At 71.8% G+C, this 16,462-nt stretch carries 19 protein-coding genes; 18 read left to right on the top strand and 1 reads right to left on the bottom strand.

Going from position 1 to position 16,462, the window contains the following annotated elements:
- The first annotated feature begins 159 nt into the window (after positions 1-159).
- The 4 genes from ABEA77_RS02140 to ABEA77_RS02155 all read left to right on the top strand — a co-directional run bounded on the left by ABEA77_RS02140 (position 160) and on the right by ABEA77_RS02155 (position 4,102).
- Positions 160-363, top strand: coding sequence for a hypothetical protein (locus ABEA77_RS02140; protein WP_345640307.1), 204 nt, complete (start codon positions 160-162; stop codon positions 361-363).
- A 142-nt stretch (positions 364-505) separates the two neighbouring features.
- Positions 506-736: a hypothetical protein gene (locus tag ABEA77_RS02145; protein WP_345640310.1), complete on the top strand. Its 231-nt coding sequence runs from the start codon at positions 506-508 to the stop codon at positions 734-736.
- 290 nt (positions 737-1,026) lie between these two features.
- Positions 1,027-3,564 carry a hypothetical protein gene (locus ABEA77_RS02150; protein WP_345640313.1) on the top strand — a complete coding sequence of 846 codons (2,538 nt, stop codon included), beginning with the start codon at positions 1,027-1,029 and terminating at the stop codon, positions 3,562-3,564.
- 109 nt (positions 3,565-3,673) lie between these two features.
- Positions 3,674-4,102 carry a DUF3592 domain-containing protein gene (locus ABEA77_RS02155; protein WP_345640316.1) on the top strand — a complete coding sequence of 143 codons (429 nt, stop codon included), beginning with the start codon at positions 3,674-3,676 and terminating at the stop codon, positions 4,100-4,102.
- A gap of 54 nt (positions 4,103-4,156) precedes the next feature.
- Here ABEA77_RS02155 and ABEA77_RS02160 read toward each other — a convergent pair whose 3' ends face one another.
- Entirely contained in the window at positions 4,157-6,175 is a 2,019-nt protein-coding gene (locus ABEA77_RS02160) for a hypothetical protein (RefSeq protein ID WP_345640318.1), read from the bottom strand.
- A 454-nt stretch (positions 6,176-6,629) separates the two neighbouring features.
- Here ABEA77_RS02160 and ABEA77_RS02165 point away from each other — a divergent pair, with 454 nt between their 5' ends.
- The 14 genes from ABEA77_RS02165 (at position 6,630) to ABEA77_RS02230 (ending at position 16,430) form a co-directional block, all read left to right on the top strand.
- The gene (locus ABEA77_RS02165; protein WP_060880644.1) at positions 6,630-6,902 is read left to right on the top strand and encodes a hypothetical protein; all 273 of its coding nucleotides are present in this window, start codon (positions 6,630-6,632) and stop codon (positions 6,900-6,902) included.
- A gap of 78 nt (positions 6,903-6,980) precedes the next feature.
- Positions 6,981-7,838, top strand: a complete 858-nt coding sequence (locus tag ABEA77_RS02170) for a hypothetical protein (RefSeq protein WP_345640321.1) — start codon at positions 6,981-6,983, stop codon at positions 7,836-7,838.
- Complete coding sequence (locus tag ABEA77_RS02175; RefSeq protein ID WP_345640324.1) at positions 7,835-8,671, top strand: hypothetical protein; 837 nt, start codon at positions 7,835-7,837, stop codon at positions 8,669-8,671. The genes ABEA77_RS02170 and ABEA77_RS02175 overlap by 4 nt, the downstream gene beginning before the upstream one ends.
- 41 nt (positions 8,672-8,712) lie before the next feature.
- The gene (locus ABEA77_RS02180; protein WP_345640327.1) at positions 8,713-9,582 is read left to right on the top strand and encodes a hypothetical protein; all 870 of its coding nucleotides are present in this window, start codon (positions 8,713-8,715) and stop codon (positions 9,580-9,582) included.
- Positions 9,583-9,662: 80 nt separating this feature from the next.
- Entirely contained in the window at positions 9,663-10,055 is a 393-nt protein-coding gene (locus tag ABEA77_RS02185) for a hypothetical protein (protein ID WP_345640330.1), read from the top strand.
- A complete protein-coding gene (locus ABEA77_RS02190; RefSeq protein WP_345640332.1) occupies positions 10,052-10,492 on the top strand; it encodes a hypothetical protein in 441 nt (146 codons plus the stop codon). Before ABEA77_RS02185 ends, ABEA77_RS02190 begins: the two co-directional genes overlap by 4 nt.
- A gap of 36 nt (positions 10,493-10,528) precedes the next feature.
- A complete protein-coding gene (locus ABEA77_RS02195; RefSeq protein ID WP_345640334.1) occupies positions 10,529-11,491 on the top strand; it encodes a hypothetical protein in 963 nt (320 codons plus the stop codon).
- A gap of 84 nt (positions 11,492-11,575) precedes the next feature.
- Complete coding sequence (locus ABEA77_RS02200) at positions 11,576-11,797, top strand: hypothetical protein (RefSeq protein WP_345640336.1); 222 nt, start codon at positions 11,576-11,578, stop codon at positions 11,795-11,797.
- A 233-nt stretch (positions 11,798-12,030) separates the two neighbouring features.
- Positions 12,031-12,426, top strand: a complete 396-nt coding sequence (locus ABEA77_RS02205) for a DUF3307 domain-containing protein (RefSeq protein WP_345640339.1) — start codon at positions 12,031-12,033, stop codon at positions 12,424-12,426.
- Between the two features lie 122 nt (positions 12,427-12,548).
- Positions 12,549-13,088: an HD domain-containing protein gene (locus ABEA77_RS02210; protein WP_345640341.1), complete on the top strand. Its 540-nt coding sequence runs from the start codon at positions 12,549-12,551 to the stop codon at positions 13,086-13,088.
- A complete protein-coding gene (locus ABEA77_RS02215; protein ID WP_345640342.1) occupies positions 13,085-14,131 on the top strand; it encodes a hypothetical protein in 1,047 nt (348 codons plus the stop codon). Before ABEA77_RS02210 ends, ABEA77_RS02215 begins: the two co-directional genes overlap by 4 nt.
- A gap of 158 nt (positions 14,132-14,289) precedes the next feature.
- The gene (locus tag ABEA77_RS02220) at positions 14,290-15,783 is read left to right on the top strand and encodes a nuclease-related domain-containing protein (RefSeq protein ID WP_345640343.1); all 1,494 of its coding nucleotides are present in this window, start codon (positions 14,290-14,292) and stop codon (positions 15,781-15,783) included.
- A complete protein-coding gene (locus ABEA77_RS02225) occupies positions 15,780-15,905 on the top strand; it encodes a hypothetical protein (RefSeq protein WP_345640346.1) in 126 nt (41 codons plus the stop codon). Before ABEA77_RS02220 ends, ABEA77_RS02225 begins: the two co-directional genes overlap by 4 nt.
- A gap of 18 nt (positions 15,906-15,923) precedes the next feature.
- Complete coding sequence (locus ABEA77_RS02230) at positions 15,924-16,430, top strand: hypothetical protein (RefSeq protein WP_345640349.1); 507 nt, start codon at positions 15,924-15,926, stop codon at positions 16,428-16,430.
- The last annotated feature ends 32 nt before the right edge of the window (positions 16,431-16,462 follow it).

Raw genomic sequence — 16,462 nt, forward strand, 5'->3', positions numbered from 1 at the left:
CGCAACCGGTGAACACTCAGAATCATGCGAACAACTACTGGAGGGGGCGCCGGGATGCCGGACCAGTCAGAGCCGTTCGAGAAGGTACGACGACTGCCGGAGCCTGGCACCGGGCAGCCCACTCGCGCGGGCGGGCACCATGGCCTGGAGAGCGACCCGATGGACTTGTTCGTTCTGGAGGGACTGCGGCGCGGCAACGGCATGAAGCCCGCTGACACCATGCTGCGGATGATCGTCGACATCAGCCGCCAGGAGGGCATCAACCAGTCCGGCGGGGTGAACAGCGGGGAGTCGCCCTCGGCGCGGGCCACGCTGTGCGCGTCACCCACGGCTGACCGGCCCGCTCCCAGCCCGCACGCCTGACTCGATCTTCACGCACAACCCGCAGAAGCCGCTCCCTCACGCGCCACGACTGTGCGACGGCCGTCGGGCAAAGAGCCGCGGCACCAGGCACCCACCACTTGTTCGGCCGTCGAGCGCGGCCCATTCGGAAGGAACCCACGTCATGCGGCATATGAAGCCGAACTTCGACTACTACACGACCAATCGGGACAAGGCCCAGGCGTACGCCGCGCAGGCGTCGTGGGAGAACATCAGCTCCCGGCAGCGTGCCGAGTACATCGCGCTGGCGCGCCTGTACCTGGACCTGTCGATCCAGGACGCCGCCGGCAACTGGGCCCCGACCGAAGAGGCCGCGAAGGCGAAGAAGGCGGAGCGCGACACCGCCCGTTCATGACCCCTGCACAGCGCCCGGCCCTGCGGCTCCCGCATTCCGCGCGGACTCGGCTGATCTTCGTCGACGCATCCCTTCCGTTCCCCGCGCCCGAGCGTGGGGGTCTGCCTGTGCGCGCGGTCTGCCGCCGCTACGATGACGGGCAGGCAGACCTGCTGCCGCCCGCCTCGCATTGCGGCCCGGACCCGCGTGCATCCCAGGCGCTAAGGGGGAGATCCCCACAGTGAACTGAATTTCTGCTGCGCCCACTCGCGGCGTGCCGGTCCGGGAGCCACGCCGAGAATCGGGACATCATGGCGAAAGCCGACCGCAACACCGCCGCCCGCGCCGCTGTCACCGGCGAGAACCATGCCCAGGCTCTGTCCTGGATCCGCGCGCACGGTCTCCTTCACGGTCTGGCCCCCGACGCCGCGTCCGCCGAGCAGCAGGCTCTGGAGGCGGCGCTGCTCTTCGCGCTCACCCGGCCGGTCGGGGGTCTGCATCCCCTCCCCCTGAGCGGGAGCCTGTTCGGCGTCGCCAAGGCGAGCCCGGGGCCTGGCAACGAGTTGAGGCTGTGGCCGGTGACCGGCTCCGAGGCCGAGGTCCTGGTCCGCCTGCTGCCCAGCCGCACGAGCGACACCGTCCCGACAGTCTCCGGTGTTGCCGGGCTGCGCTGGGTCCGCGACGGCAAGTACCTGGCCCTGAGCAGGGTGGGCGCCTCGGAACAGGTCCTGCTCGCCGCGCAGCCCCGCGATATCCGGGAGGCCGGCCGTCTGTCCTCGGAGGCGGGTCTGCTGCCGTTGTGGGATCAGGCCGGCACCGCGCTCGAGGACACTCCGCGCCGCGTCATCGACATCTCCCTCGCCGAGTCGGCGCCCGCCTGGAGCCGCGCGCTGCGCCGCCCGCTCCTCGCGCGCGAGGTCGCCTCCCACTGGGCCTCGCGGGAGCCCACGCTCGCCGAGCTGGCCGGTGACGCGTCCGCGCTGATGCCGCGCCCGCACGGGCCGGTCTCCCGGCGCCCGCAGATCGTGCACGTCCGCTCCACGCGCGGCGGGACCGGCTGCAGCACCCTGAGCGTCCAGATCGCCTACGGGCTGACCCGCGCCGGGCGCACCGTTGCCCTGGTGACCGACGACGCGATGCTGCGGCATGTGGCCAAGGACGCGGCCGACGACACGGCGTTGTGGCACGAGCCGTTCGCCCCGGCCGGCGGCGGCCGGCTGCTGGCCGCCTCTCACGGCTACTACGGGGAACACCTGGACGTGCGCGCCGCGGAGGCGACGAGCCGCGGTGAGGTCGTGGTCCTGGATGTGGGTGGTCGCCCGCCCGCCGAGCTCGCCGGTCTCCCGGCCGCTGACCTGACCGTGGTGGCGGACAACTACCGCGCCCGGGACTGGGTCCAGGTCGACGTCATCGACCGCAGGCCCGAGCAGGTTCGTGTCTTCGCCGCGCTCGACGAGCACTTCGCCCGGTGGTGGCGCCCCTCGACGGACCAGGTCGACGCCGACCGGCTGCGTACGGCGCTGGACCGGGAGTTCTTCTATTACGCCATGCTCCGGCTGGAGGCCCCTGACGAGGTCGACGTGTACGACGTCGACGATGCCGAGGACGTCGAGGAGTGGTGGGACCTGGGTGCCGATGGGTCGCCCGGCCACCCCGACGACGTCCTGCCGCCCGAAGACGGGGCGCCTCTGGACCTGTGGCGCCGGCACTTCCTGGACTTCATCACCGCCGAGGGGCAGCGCCGGCACCCGGACAGCTGGGACGAGGTGCGCGACTCCTGGATCGCGCACAACCGGCTGCGTAACCTGCAGCGCCTCAGCGCCGACGGGGACCCCATCGAGGACCTGGCCGTGCGCACCTCCGAATTCCTCGCCGCCGCGGCAACCGAGCACGGCCCACAGCCACGCGCGGCCACCGTCGAGGAGCAGGAGACCTGGCGCACCGCGAAGCTGATGCGGTGGCTCAACGCCCAGTTCAACGCGCACCTGCGCCACGATGCTGCGCACCTGCCCCGGCCGGCGGCGGAGACGCTGATGGCGGTCCTGGACGCCCGCTTCCTCACGTACGGACCGCACCACGCCGAGGGGTTCGCGGCGCTGGCTGATGAGGTGAGGGGCGACGGCTGGTGGGATGTGGCCGCGGCCGCCCGGTCCCTGGACGGCGCCGCCTTCCCGCTCCCGCCCGGCCCGGACGAGGACGCGGACGTCCGCGAGCAGGGGTGGGCCGCCTTCCTCGCGGCGGTCGAGGACGAGGGGGCCCGGCGCCATGGCGAGGTGTGGTCCGAGGTCCGCGCGCACTGGGTGGAGCACCACCGCCGTCTGGAGCAGGACGAACGTGCACCGTTCGCACCCACCGAGGAGGAACTTCCCGCACTGCGCCGGCAGTTCGCCGCCGCCCTCGCCCCGGTCACGGCCGCGGGGGTGGACTGGGACTCGGTCATCGGCCGGTGGGTGGCCGGGGTGCGCAGCGACGCCGCGCGGGTCCGTGACTTCGACGACCTCATCGAACGCCGCCAGCGGCCCGGCACCGGCGAGGAGACCGCCGCCGCACTCCTGCGCGGCGTTCGCGGCCTGGGCTTGGACCCGCGGATGCCCGTGGTCATGATCACCAACATGTACCGGCCCATGGGCGGCCCGGAAGCGGTCGCCGAGACGGCTGAAGTTCTGCGCGGCCACGGCGTGGTCGCCCTGTGCACGGTGCGTCAGCGGCAGGCCTTCGAGGAGCTCCTCTTCGCGCCCTCGACCTGGAACGACGACCGGGTCAAGCCGGTCCAGGAGGAACTCGGGGCGGTGGTGAGCAGCGCCTTGAAGGACGCCCGGAAGGCCACGGCTTCGCCCGGTCGGGAATGACGGCGGCCTTCGGCGGCTGCGGACACCCCCGCGGGCTTCCCTCGGGGGTGTCCGCCGTGCCCGACATCTGTGCTGGAGGCGCGGCCCGCCGGCCGCCTAGCCTGCGCGAATGGGGATGGCGGCTGTGGGCGGGTTCCTTCTGGCGACGTTCGGTGTGCTGTGCGGCTTTCTGGTGCGGCAGTTGGTCGGACGGCTCCGGTCGCTGTTCGGCGGACTGGTCGCCGATGGCGTGTGCGTGCGCCGCTACTCCTCGGAGGGCAGCGAGGGCAACACCTACTGGCACCACGTGTACGGGTTCACCACGGCGGACGGCCGGTACGTGGAGTTCGAGGAAGACGCGCTGCTGATGCCCCAGGGCCAGGCGGTGACGGTCCGCTACCGGCTCGGGAAGAACCCGGCGCGCACCGCCACCGTCATGGGACGGGGCGGTGCGTGGTCGCCGTTGTTCGGGCAGCTCTTCGGGATCTTCGTCAGCGGCTGCTTCGCCGCTTTCGGCGTGTTGTCCTTGTGGCTGGGTGTGGAGGAGCTCAGCCGGTAGTGCGCAGCCGCGGCCGCCGTCCGGCGGCACCGGCAGGCGGGACGCGGCGCGCGTTCAGGGGCGTGTCCGGTTCGCGAGCAGGTCGCCCACCACCAGGGCCAGGCGGTTGGCAGCGGCGGCCTCCCGGTCCGAGGGATGTGTCAGGAACTGCAGGGTTTCTCCCCGCGCCGGGTGATCGTGCAGGTCCGGCAGGACGGTGAAGGCGGGGATGCCCTCGGCGCGCAGGGTGTCGCGGAGGACGGCGAGGTGGTGCTGCTCGTTGTCGAGGGCGTTGTCGACGTGCGCGATCGCCAGCGCGATGGGGGTGTTGTCCGGTCGGTTCAGGTGGGCGAGCAGGAACCGCGCGGTGGCGGCCGGGTCGGCGGGCTGGATCGCCTCCTCGATCAGGTGCTGCCAGGGGGTGAGGCTGTCCTTGCGGGTGTGGGCGCCGGCTGCTGCCCACCGGGGATGGTGCTCCTGCCACGTCTGCTCGCCCCAGCGGGCGATGGCGGTCGGGGCGGCCTCTCGCAGGACCTCCTCGACGAGGGTTCCGTCGCCCGTGCTGCCCGGAAGGTCGAGGTTGCGGTTGTGGTCGATCCACACGGCGGCGACGGCGCCCCAGGTGTCCGGGTGGCGGATGGCCCCTTCGCCGGCGAGGAAGGCCAGGAAGTCCTGACGCCGGATGTCCAGGAGCTCGGCGTCGATGTCCTCCGGGAACGACAGCGGCTCGTTCTCCTCGCCTTCGCCGTCGGGGTCGGGTTGGAAGTCGTCCCACCAGGCAGCGGTGTCCGCCGGGTCGTCGGCGTCGTAGACGTCGGCGTTGTCGTCCGAGACCCGGTCCCAGACGTACATCTCGAACGTCTCGTCCAGGAAGTGCAGGAGCTGGGAGTGCGGGTCGCGGGCTCGGGCACGGGCAGTGAGGTAGCGGGTGTTGAGCCAGTCCCACATCTGTACCCAGGCGGGGCGCCGGTCGAGGATCTCGGTGCTTCCCCACACCTCGGGGTCGAGGTCGGTGAGGACGACGGCCGCGTCCGCGTGCCCGGCCAGGTGCCGCAGCTGGAAGGCGGCGCCGGCGTCGAGGACCACGGTGTCGTGCCCGCGGGCGGCGTCGGCGAGCAGCTCCGCGGCGTTCGGCGCGCTCGGGGAGACGATCATGCCGCGCAGGGTGCCCGGTCCCGGCAGGTCGGGCAGCAGGTCGTGCCACTGGCCCGGCTGCAGCGTCGTCGGCTCCAGGATTCGGTGGAGGCCGTTGGGGTCGTCGGCCCCGAGGAACGCAATCTTGGCGCCGGTGCGTGCCAGGGCGCCGGCGAGCGTGAGCGCAGTGGTGGTACAGCCGAGCCCGGCCTGACCGCGGGCACTGGTCACCGCGACGATGCCGCGGGCCGGGCCTCCGGCCGGGCCGACGGGGCGGGCGGCGATGCGCTGGGGCTTGGGGCCCTCCAGCTGTCCGGACTCAGGTGCGGACCGGGTCCAGTCCGGCGCCTGGCGGGTGTGCAGGCCGGCGCGGCGCAGGGCGCGGCTCCACAGTGCCGTCTCCTCGGGCGGCAGGGCCCTGGCCAGGCTCTCCCATGCCTGCCGCTCCCCGGGCTGGGAGGTACGCGCCGACCACAGCGGTTCGAGGCCGGCGGCCAGGATGTGGTCCTCGGCCTGCTGCAGGGCGGCCGGTCGGGCGCGCAGGGTGAGGTGGGCGCGGTGGCCGGGGCGGGCCAGGAGCAGCGTGTCGGTGCGGCTGGGGTGCGGACGGGCCCGCAGTCCCGGGACGCCGGCGATCCCGCTGTCGGTGCGGACCGGCAGGATGCGGCCGAGCAGCTGGGTCAGCTGGTCGGTGTGGGGCCACAGCACGAGCGTGTCGATGTCCGGGGAGACGCCGCGCAGCCCGAAGAAGGTGCCCGCGGCGGTGGGCGCGGGGATCTGCGGGTGGGGCCGGGCGAGGGTACGGAGGAGGACGGCTTCGAGGAGCTGCTGGGCGGGGTCGGTGGCGTCGGGTACGAGGCCGAAGTACAGGCCGCGGGCCTGGTAGAAGGCGTGGGCGGCCTGTCGGGGCTCGCCGGTGTACTGCTGGCGCAGCAGGATGGTGTTGCTGTCCCTGGACATGGAGGGGTCCGTTTCCGCGGCACGACTCCCCGGACCGGCGCGCCGGCAGACGCAAGGGTTGGCGACTCAACTGGCGTGACGATTCGTCTCTTCCCGCCGCTGGCGCACCTGTGGGTCCGGGCCACCGGGTGCGGACGGAGGCAGCAGTCTCTGCCCGGGGGACACCATATCGCTCGCCTCGGAGCGGCTGGGCCCGTTCCCGGCCACTGCGACCGCCGTGCGGCGGGCGTGGCCTCCGCCGTTGACGCTCTCGTGTCGATCCCTGCCCCGGGGCGCCCGCCCGTGCTGCGCCCTGCCGGTTCGGGGGCGGTGTCCGAGGCCGCGTCACTGCCGTCTGGCGGCTTCGCCGGGGGTCGTTCCCCACCACCTTCGACCTAGATTTTCATAATGCTTGACGTTGTTTAGTGATGTGTGAGATCATATTTCTTGACGGCGTTAAGCGTTAGGGGAGAACATGGCTACTAAGAAGGATCTGAATCAGCTGAAGAAGAAGGCGGAGAAGCAGGGATTTCGGTTCATAGAGACCAAGAGCAGCCACTACAAGGTGTATCTCGTCGTGTCCGAGGCCACCGCCGAGCAGGACGAGGTGCTGACCTTCGTCACCACGTTGCCCAGCACCCCGAGTGAGTACCGCGGTCTGAAGAACGCGAAGGCGGATCTCAAGCGCTTCGGCTTCGTCTACGAGACCGAGCGCAAGGGCAAGCCCAAGCCCCAGCGCACTCGCTGATCGGCCGGGGGCGCCGGGGTTACTCCCGGCGCCCGGCCGACCGCGCCGTCACCGCCCTGCCCCCGAGATGAGGAAGCCATGACCCAGACCAGCTACAACGTGCGCGTCGAGTACGACGTGAGCGAGCTGCCGCCCGACCCGATCATCAGCGCTCTCCACGAGGACCTGTCCCGCTACGACGCCTCCATCGGCTCCTCCCCCGCCGGCGGACTGACCGTGCGCCTGTTCCTCGACGCGGACAGCCCCGTCGACGCCGGCACCCGCGGCGTCGAGTACGTCCAGGGCGCCCTGCTCAAGCACGAGATCTACCCGGACCAGATGAGCGGCTACGAGGTGCTCACGGAGGAGGAGTTCGACCGCCAGCAGGCCCTGCCGCTCGTGCCGGAGCTGGCCGGCATGGCCGAGGTCGCGCAGATCACCGGCACGACCAAGCAGCGGGCCAGCCAGCTGCGGCCCGCGCTGGCGCCCTACCTCGTCCAGGAGCTGGCCTCCGGGCCGGTCTACCTCGCCGAGGGTGTGCGCAGGTTCGCGGACAAGGAGTACAACCGCACGCCCGGGGTGCGCCGCACCGAGATCCCCCTGAGCCCGCTCGAGCGCGCCCTGCTGGAGACCCTCGCGGCGACGTCCTTCGGCACCGAGGTGCCCTCCCCCGCAGCCGGCCACCAGGTCGCCGCCGGCGCGATCGAAGGCGTCATCGGCAACGGCCACCAGCTGCACCTGCACGCCCAGCCCGACGACTCCGACGTCGCCGTGGCGCTCGGCAGCCTCCTGGAGCACGGCCTGGTCCGCACCCGCCGGATCTACAAGAAGGAGATGAAGGATCTGGACGCCGGCCACGAGAAGGACCTGGTCGTCTCCCTCACCGGCAAGGGCGAGCGCCACTCCGGCATCACCGCCGGCGCCGCCGGATCGGCCGGCCCGGAGGAGTCCAAGTGACCGCGGCCGCGGCCGGCGAGGTTGCCGCAGCGCGTCCGGATACGGATCTCCACATCGCCGTCCTCAACGGCCACCGGGAGGCGTTCTTCGACGCCGGCCACGCGCAGCAGCTCGTCGAGCAGTGGAACAGCGTCTACGCCGGCACGATCGACCGCGACCGGGCCGAGGGACATCCCGAGGCCGCGGACCGGCTCACCGGACGCGTCGAGTCCTGCGCGCAGGAACACTGGCGCCGGCACGGGCCGGGCGGGATGACCGCGGTGTGGAGCCGGGTGCCGCGGTTCCAGACGCAGCATGCGCGCAGCGCGAGCTTCACCGGCTTCGCCCGCCGGCGCGAGCTTCAGAGCAGCGGTCCGTACGTCCGCAGCGTGTGGGAGTTCCAGAGCTGGTTCACCACCCAGGCGGTGCGCCGGCGTATCGAGTTCCGCCCCCGGGGTGTGCTCGAGGTCGGAGCCTACGGAGTCGACCAGCAGGCGGTGGAGACGGCGTTCGAGGACGCGGTCGCCCACGTGCTGGCCAGTCCGAACACTGACGACCACCTCGATCCGGCCGGCGTGCTGAGGGTCCTGCGCGGCCTGGCCGAGGGTGACGTCCGGCGGTACACGGCCTTCGAGGCGTCCGTGCACACCGATGTGCGCGCGGCGATCGCCTGCGGACTCGTCGAGGAGCAGGACCAGCTGCGTCTCAACGCCGAGGGCCGGGCCTTCGCCGAGCGCCATGCCCTGGCCGCCCTGTCCGATCCGCAGCGCGATGCCTGGGAGGAGCTGCCGGAGCTCACCGAGGCAGTCACCGAGCTCGGTGACCGGCACGCGGCCGCGGCCCAGCCGCGCTGACCCTCACCGTTCCCTGCCCGCCCGATCAAGGAGATCTCGACTTGGCCCAGACCCAGGTACCCGACCACACACTCGACCAGGCCCTCACGGCGGTCGTCTCCCCCGACAAGTACTTCCTGCAGGACGCCCGCAGCAAGAGCGAACTCGCCCGGACCCTGACCCACTTCGATGCTCTCGGGCGCGGGGTGGCGGCGTCCTTCAACGCCCGTGGCGTCGAGGGCGGCGGCTGGACGCACACCATGACGCCGGCCTACTGGGGCAACGTGACGGTGCGCCACCGCGACGGGATGCACTTCGCCTTCCTGCACCACGGCCGTTCCCGCAAGGGCGCCGCCGGCCGCCGCCTCACCGTGGAGACCGGATACCCGCACGGCTACAGCGGATGGCGCGCCGATCCGATCACCGTGTCGATGGACCGGGACCCGGATGCCATCGCCGCGGACGTCCTGCGGCGGCTGATGCCCGCCTACCAGGACACTCTCCGCGAGGGGCTGGAAGCCGCCGGCCGCCAGGAGGCCGAGCGGCGTGCGCGCGCCGGGCTGAACAACCTCATCGAGCAGCTCGTGCCGGGCCTTCACGGCATCGGTGGACTGGACCCGCGCTCCGTTCCCGACCGGGACACCTCGTTCTGGTCCGGCCGCGATCACGTGCCCGACGGCCAGGTCGCGCTGCCCGTCGGCGGGCGGGTGACGCTCAAGCACGACGCCAGCGAGGTGGAGGTCAAGCTCACCAACGTGCCGCCCGAACTCGCCCTGAATCTCCTCGACTACCTGCGCCGGTACGGCGTCGTCGCCGACCGGGCTCATCCTGTCGGCTCCCCGGGGCGCGTGATCGCCGGGGAGCTGGAGCCCCGTGAACCCACCCACGAGGGCGCACGGCCGGAGGCCCGCCTGCTGCTCACCGGCGCATGACGCCCGAGCTCGCGGCCTCAGCCTCGCCGGCACCGTCCCCGCCACCCTCCCTGTTATCCCCCACCGAAGAAGGAACGCACATGTATCAGGACCTCACCTCCGCCGAGCTTGCCGACGCCCTGGATCGCGTCAAGGATCTGTCGCCCGAGCTGACCGGCCCGCTGTCGATGCTCGACGAGGCGAGCCTGGGCTGGATCCGGCGCTACCCGCAGCTGGCCGAGCCGCAGCAGGCGTTCAGCCAGGCGCGGCACAAGCAGTGGCCGCACAGCCGCACCGAGCAGACCTGGCAGGAGGTCGTGACCACGGCGGCCACGCTCGCCACGGCGCTGCGCGGGCTCGGCGACATCCACCTGGATCGGTGCACCGAGCAGACCGGGTGGGGCACGTGCGGTCTGGCGTTGCCCGAGCAGGGGCCGTGCCGCGCCGAGCAGGATCACCTCGCCCCGGCGGCCGGCTCGGGGACGAGCCAGTGAGGCCCGGCAAGGGGCAGGTCTGGGCAGGGGACGGAGACGTCCTCGAAGTGGAGTCCTTCGACGGCGCCTACGCGGTGGTCTTCAGCCGCCAGTTCCGCCGGCAGCAGCTCGTCAACGGCAGCCACTTCGGGCGGACCTTCCAGCTGGTGTACGGGCCGGAGGCCTCCGCGCAGTGGCATCAGATCTGGGTCGAGCCCGCCGCCGAAGTGGCCGACGAGCAGGCATGGATCGGCGAGATCGACGCCGCGCTGCTGCGCGGCGGCAAGGGCTTCGTGGTGCAGCAGGACCCGGGCCCCGAGGCCGGGTTCGCGCGCGGCGCCCAGGGATTCGAGCTGAAGGTCTTCGGCGAGCAGGTCGTCCACGACGAGGTGCTGCGCGCGCTGGCCTCGTTCTCTCCGCCCGCCGTCGCCGTGGCCGACGCCCACCACGAGGGCTGAGGACCGCCCACACCAACGAGGAGGGGAGTCACCGACGTGACGGAATGGTGGAAGCAGCCGGATACTGAGCACACGGATCCGGGGGACACCGGCACCGTTGTGCCACCGCTGACGCTGGACCCGGAACTGCCGGACCACGTCCAGGAGCTCCTGCGGCAGGCCGACCCAGCACTGCTGCGTGAAGCGGTACGGACCGAACCCGCAAGCCCGTGGTGGGGTCTGTCCGACCCCCTCGACGGTCGACGCGCCTCGTGGTGGTTCGGGTGGCTCCTGCTCAGCGTGTTCGCCCGCAGCACGCTCCTGCTCAGCGCGGGGGCCTGCGCCTACGGGCTGAGCGGCGCGATCGCCGTACTGAAGCGCCGACAGCGCGTGCCGGTACTGCTCCGGATAGCCGAGGTGCACGACCAGTTCGTCCTCGGCCATGAACTCAACGCGGAGGCAGACGAGTTGCTCGCTCGCGCCGCACGGGCCGCCGACCAGGTCAAGCGCTCCACGGTGCAGCGGCTGGACACGGCGGACAAGCAGCACAACGACCGGCGGCTGGACGGCCAGGTGTGGGAGATCGCCGAGGCGCTGCGCACCTACAGCCGAGTGGCCGGCCAAGGCCTGCGGGAGCCGGTGAGCGAGGTGGTGGCGCAGGCCCTGGAGCCCCGCCGCCACATCCTCCAGATCAGCCTGGCCAGTATCGGGCGCCGCGTCGAGGCCCTGGAGAACTACGCCGGGCAGATCGCCGAGGCCGAACAGCGGCGTCGTGAGCTCAGGCAGCTGAGACAGCTGACGACGGGGACCGAGGAGCTGTTCGACCTCCTTGCGGCCACCGCCCGCGATGACCTCGCGGTCGCCGAGATCGAGAACATGAGCGACGAGGTCGCCAAGGCCCTCGCCCTCTTCAATGAGGCGGTGCAGTCGGCGCAGGATGCCGCTGCCCTGGCGCTGCCCTCCCCGTCGGCGACGAGCGCGCGTCCCGCGGATCCGCTCGGGGGCACAGAAACTCCGTGAGGGACCCGCCCCGCTCGCGCCCCGGGCGCCTGCGCCCCTGCACACGTCGATGTCACCAGTCCCAGGAAGTCAGGAGATCACCGGATGAGCGATCAGGACCTTACTAGCGCGGAGGTCGAGCGCCGGATGGCCGACGCCGCGCAGGCGGAGGAGGAGGGCAGGTTCCGTGATGCGACCCGCCTCTACGACCAGCTCGGCAAGGACATTCAGGCCCGCCACGGACGCTTCGACGCCCGCGCGATCGATGCTTTCGAGGGAGTGGCCCGCGCGATCCGCAAAGGTGCCGCGGGCCCAGCGGCCGGCTGACGTCGCGGCCGGAGCGGCAAGCGCCACGCACGCGGCTCCCCCGGCTGCTGCAGGCCCGCCTCGGTCCACGGTCTCGGCCAGCAGCATGACGTCATCCCATCGCCGCGCCCATGGCTGTGAGGGGCGTCACGCCCGGTGTGCTCTTCGGGAGCGGAGCGGCGGACTCGGTGCCCGCACAGTGAGTTCAGCGCGCGGATCGCGCGCAACTCACCTGGCTGTGGCGGCACTTGCCCATGTTCGCGAACGTCTTCGTTCTGCTGTACGCCGCGCATCTGGTCTGCGACTACGCCCTGCAGAGCGATCACCAGGCCGAGCACAAAGCCGAGCATGGCGTCACCGGGTGGTGCGCCAACCTGGCCCATGCCGCAACGCATGTGCTGGTCTCGGCGGTGCTGCTGTCGGTGGGCACGGTAGTGCTGGACCTACCGTTGAGCGGTCCGGTCACCGCCGCCGCTCTGGGGTGGGTCGGCGCCTCGCACGCTTTCCTGGACCGCCCGTGGCCGGTCCTGTGGTGGATGGCGCACGTCGGCCGGGCACCGCAGTACGCCGCCGGCGGCGGAGCCGCCTTCGTGGACCAGGCCGGCCACGTCACCGCGCTCGTCCTGGCCGCCCTCGCGGTCGCCGCCTGACCTGCACCACCACCGGACACCATGACCCGGCGCCGCCCGGCGTGCGGCAGGGTGTTCCCCAACCAACTAGGCCGTGTGACGGTCGTTGTCGAAGCCGGGTGCCGCCCGGTGAAGGAGGAAGCATGAAGTCCGTCAGCGAGGTCGACTCCTTGGCCGAGGGCGCGCATGCCGGTCAGGTCGACAAGATCGGCGTCCCCTACATCGAGCATGTCCGCGCGGTGGCCGCCGGGCTGACGCCGTTCGGCGACGGGCTCGTCATGGCGGGCCTGCTGCACGACATCGTCGAGGACACCGACTGGACGGCCGAGAAGCTGCTGGCCGCCGGGATTCCCCCGCGGGTCGTCGAGATCGTCGAGGCGGTGACCAACCAGCCGGGCATGGCGTACGAGGAGAAGATCCGGCGGATCACCGCCGACTCTTCGGCGACGCTGGTGAAGATCTCCGACAACGCCCACAACAGCCGCCCCGACCGGGCCGCCCAGCTTCTGCCGGACAAGCGCGAGCGCCTGGCGGCGAAGTACCGCACGGCGCGCGCCACGCTGTGGCCGGCGGCGAGCCGCGCTGACGTCGAGGCGATCGTGCGGATCGTCAATCCGGCGCTGCTCGCCGAACTGGATGAGGTCTTCGGCCCGTCCTCGGCCCCCGCAGGGGGGTCGGCGTGAGTCAGTCTGGTGACCGGAACGATCCGGTCGAGGAAGTCGTCCGGCTGCTGGAGTCGGCCGCCGGTCCCGTGAACCCCATGGTGCTGCTGGTCGGCCCTCCCTTGTCGGGCATCACCCGGTCGATGTACGAGGCGGTCCAAAGCTGCCTCCCGCACGGGCGTCTGTACCAACCCAGCGTTGCCGACCTCGTTTCCTGGGACCTGGCCGAACTGTTCAGCGCCGACGGTCCGCACGTGCTGTGGCTCGACGGTCTGTCGCCGGCGGACCTCGTCCTGCTCGGCCGGGGTGTCCTGGACCGGGTTCTCCCGCACGCCATGGTGCTGGCCAGCATCGACACCTTCTGGTCCGAGCAGGTACTTCGGGACGGATCGGCGGCCATCGCGCCGGCGCGGACGGTCCTGCTGGAATACGCCGACCGCATCTCGGTACCGTTCACCCTGGCCCCGCGTGAGCGGTCCTGGCTCCGCGAGATGGGCTACCCCGTCAGCAAGGGGCTCGCCGAGTCGCTCGTCGGCGGCGAGAACGTGGTCAGGCACTACCGGCGTGGAGCCCGGATCAACCCCGAAGGGCACCGGCTGGTCCAGGCCGCGGTCGACGCGCGGCGCTGCGGCATCCACCGCCCCTTCCACGAGGACGAACTGCAGCATCTGTGGGAGGCCCGAGGCGGCTCTGCCCACGCGTTCCGGCATGCGTTGGACTGGGCCAGCACCATTCCCGAGGGCGCCACGACGGGACTCCTCTTCCGCGCACGAGGCGGCCAGTCCGAGGACTGGCGGGTGTTGGGATACGCGGCCGGCGCCGACAACGGTGATCACGGGCACAAGGCCCGTCCTCTGGGCGATGACGCCTGGGAGCAGGCGCGGGAGGTGTTCGCGGACCCCGACGATCAGTACGCCCTCGGCATCGCCGCGCATCTGCACGGCCGTCACGAGACCGCGCGTCTCGCTCTCGCGCAGGCCGTCAAGTTCTCGGCACCGCAGGATCCCGTCGCATCGGCGGCAAAGGACGCGCTCAGGAGTCTGGAGACCGACGGCTCGGCGTAGCGCCCGTGCGGTGATGTGCTGGTCGAGCAAGCAGCGGTGGGCGGGCACCATCGCGGTCGGCGCAGAGGAAGCCGGTGCTTGCCCGGAACGTTCCACGACCTCCTGCCGGGCGGGGAATCTCGGTGCGCCGCAGGTCCAGCGGAGTGAAGAATCCGGGTATGCGGCACATCCTTCCCTCGCACCCCGTACCGGAACACCGGTACATCGAGCGCGTTCTGCGCCACTCGACGGACTCGCTGGTCCGGCTCATCGCGGCCACCAGCCCCGGGCTTCCGGCCGTCCGTGACCTCGGGAAGCGGGAACTCAGCCCGTACGGGCCGTGGGCCCTGCAGGACGTGGCGTGGGTGTCCCTGGCTCTGGGCAGCGACGCCAGGCCTGCCGCGACGAGCAACGACCTCGCGGAGATCGTCGGCCTCTACCTGGCCCTGGACGACCCGATCACCCACGATCCCGATGACGGGCTCCGACTGGAGCGCCTCCTCCAGCGCGTCACGCACCAGCAGGGCGGCTGGCAGGAGAGCGACTACGCACAGCTCAGCCGGTCCGTCGCCCTGCTCCAGCAGACGCCCCACCCCGCCGGTCTGGAAGTCATCCGCCCCGGATGGGATCACGAGCTGCTCGGCTGCTCGCTGACCGACTACGTCGGCCTCGCGGAGCTCGTCTGGGCCTGCGCCACCCGCCACCCGGACCCGCGCCGCCGGGGCCGGTTCGCCGTGGAGTGGTACCCGGCGCGCGACTACGTCGAGTTCGACCATCTGCGCTCGCCCGCACAGGTCAAGGCGGTGTTGCAGCGGCATTTCGCCATCACCAAGCTCAGGCTCCGTACGAGCTTCCCCGTCGGCGCCGACCCGCTCGTGAGGCGCTACACCCACAACCCGCTGCGGTCCCGCCCCCTGATTGGCGGGATGCCCGGCGGCTACCTCGTGCCGGTCCCGGCCGCGGTGCTCGGCAAGGCCACACCGCTCGGCTTGTACTACACCGGGGGCGACAACAACTCGGAGCGGGGCAAGGCCTTCACCCGGGACGTGGGCCACCTGTTCGAACGATACGTGGGCCGGCAGCTCGCCCTGCTGACCGACGCCGAGGTGCACCCCGAGGTGGAGTACAAGCTGCCCAAGAAGCAGAAGGGGAAGTCGGTCGACTGGATCGTGGTCTTCCCGGACCTGGTGCTCCTGGTCGAGGTCAAGTCGACCCGGCCGGGCGAGGCGCTACGCCTGGGCGCGGAGAACTTCACCACGATCCTCGACGGGCAGTTCCGTAAGGCCTTCAAGCAGGTCGACAACTCGGCCGACCGCATCCGCTCCGGGGCGCACCCCGAGTTCGACCACATCCCTCGGGATCGTCAGATGGTCGGCATGGTCGTCACCGCGGAGCAGTTCCACCAGATCAACACGCCCGAGCACCGGAGCGAGCTGCCGTCGACCAGCGTGCCGGTGACCGTGACCTCCATCCAGGAGCTGGAGGACGCGGTCACCATCACCGGCACGAGCCTGGCCGACGTCCTGCGCGCGAGCGCCGCCGGCGGTGGCGCGGCGCTGCGGCCGCTCTTCCAGGGGCACAAGTTTCTGGACCACAACGCGGTTCTGGAGCAGGGCTGGTCGGCCATTCCGTTCGCCCGCCCCCGCGGCCCCGGCACGGGACCGGCCCGGTGACACCGTACGAAGCGGCGCCCGATCCGGGGGACACCACGTCCGGCACCGTCGCCACCGAGCGTGCCGGCCAGCCGATCAGCATGGTCAGGCCCCTCACCTCGACGGTCGGCCAGGCTGTGTGAGCAGGCATGATGCTCTGCATGAAGGATGAGGAAGCACCTGCGCCGACGCTGACCCCGGCGGCCGTGCGCCGCCGGTTCACCGCCGCGGCGTGGGGCTCGGCTATCGCGTGGCCGGTACTGACCGCCGCCGTCTCCCCCGTTCTCCTGTGGTGGCTGGACATCGGCTGGGACGAGCTGGCGACAGCCGACTTCGCCGCGGCCGGCCTCCTCCCGCTCGCGCCGGTCATCCTGTACTTCGCCGTCGACGCGGCCCGCACCGTACGCAAGGAGCAGCAGGACGTCGCCGAGAGCGCCCGCGAACTGGTGGGCGCCGTACATGCCGCCGGTGATCGACGGGACCTGAGCTTCGCCGCCCGCACTTTCGGCAACACGATGCTGGGGGCGTCCACGGCCTTCAACACCCGGGTCCTACCCCGCCGCACCACCCGGGCCTTCGCCCGTCAGGTAGTGAGGGAGGCGGACGGCGACGGGTTGAGCCCGTCGTCGTTGAACGTCGTGACCGATCTGGCGCGCATGGCGGCGTAGCCCGACGCGTCCCGGGCCGGGGCGCTAAGACT

The organism is Streptomyces tremellae (assembly GCF_039540215.1).
GTDB lineage: Bacteria > Actinomycetota > Actinomycetes > Streptomycetales > Streptomycetaceae > Streptomyces > Streptomyces tremellae.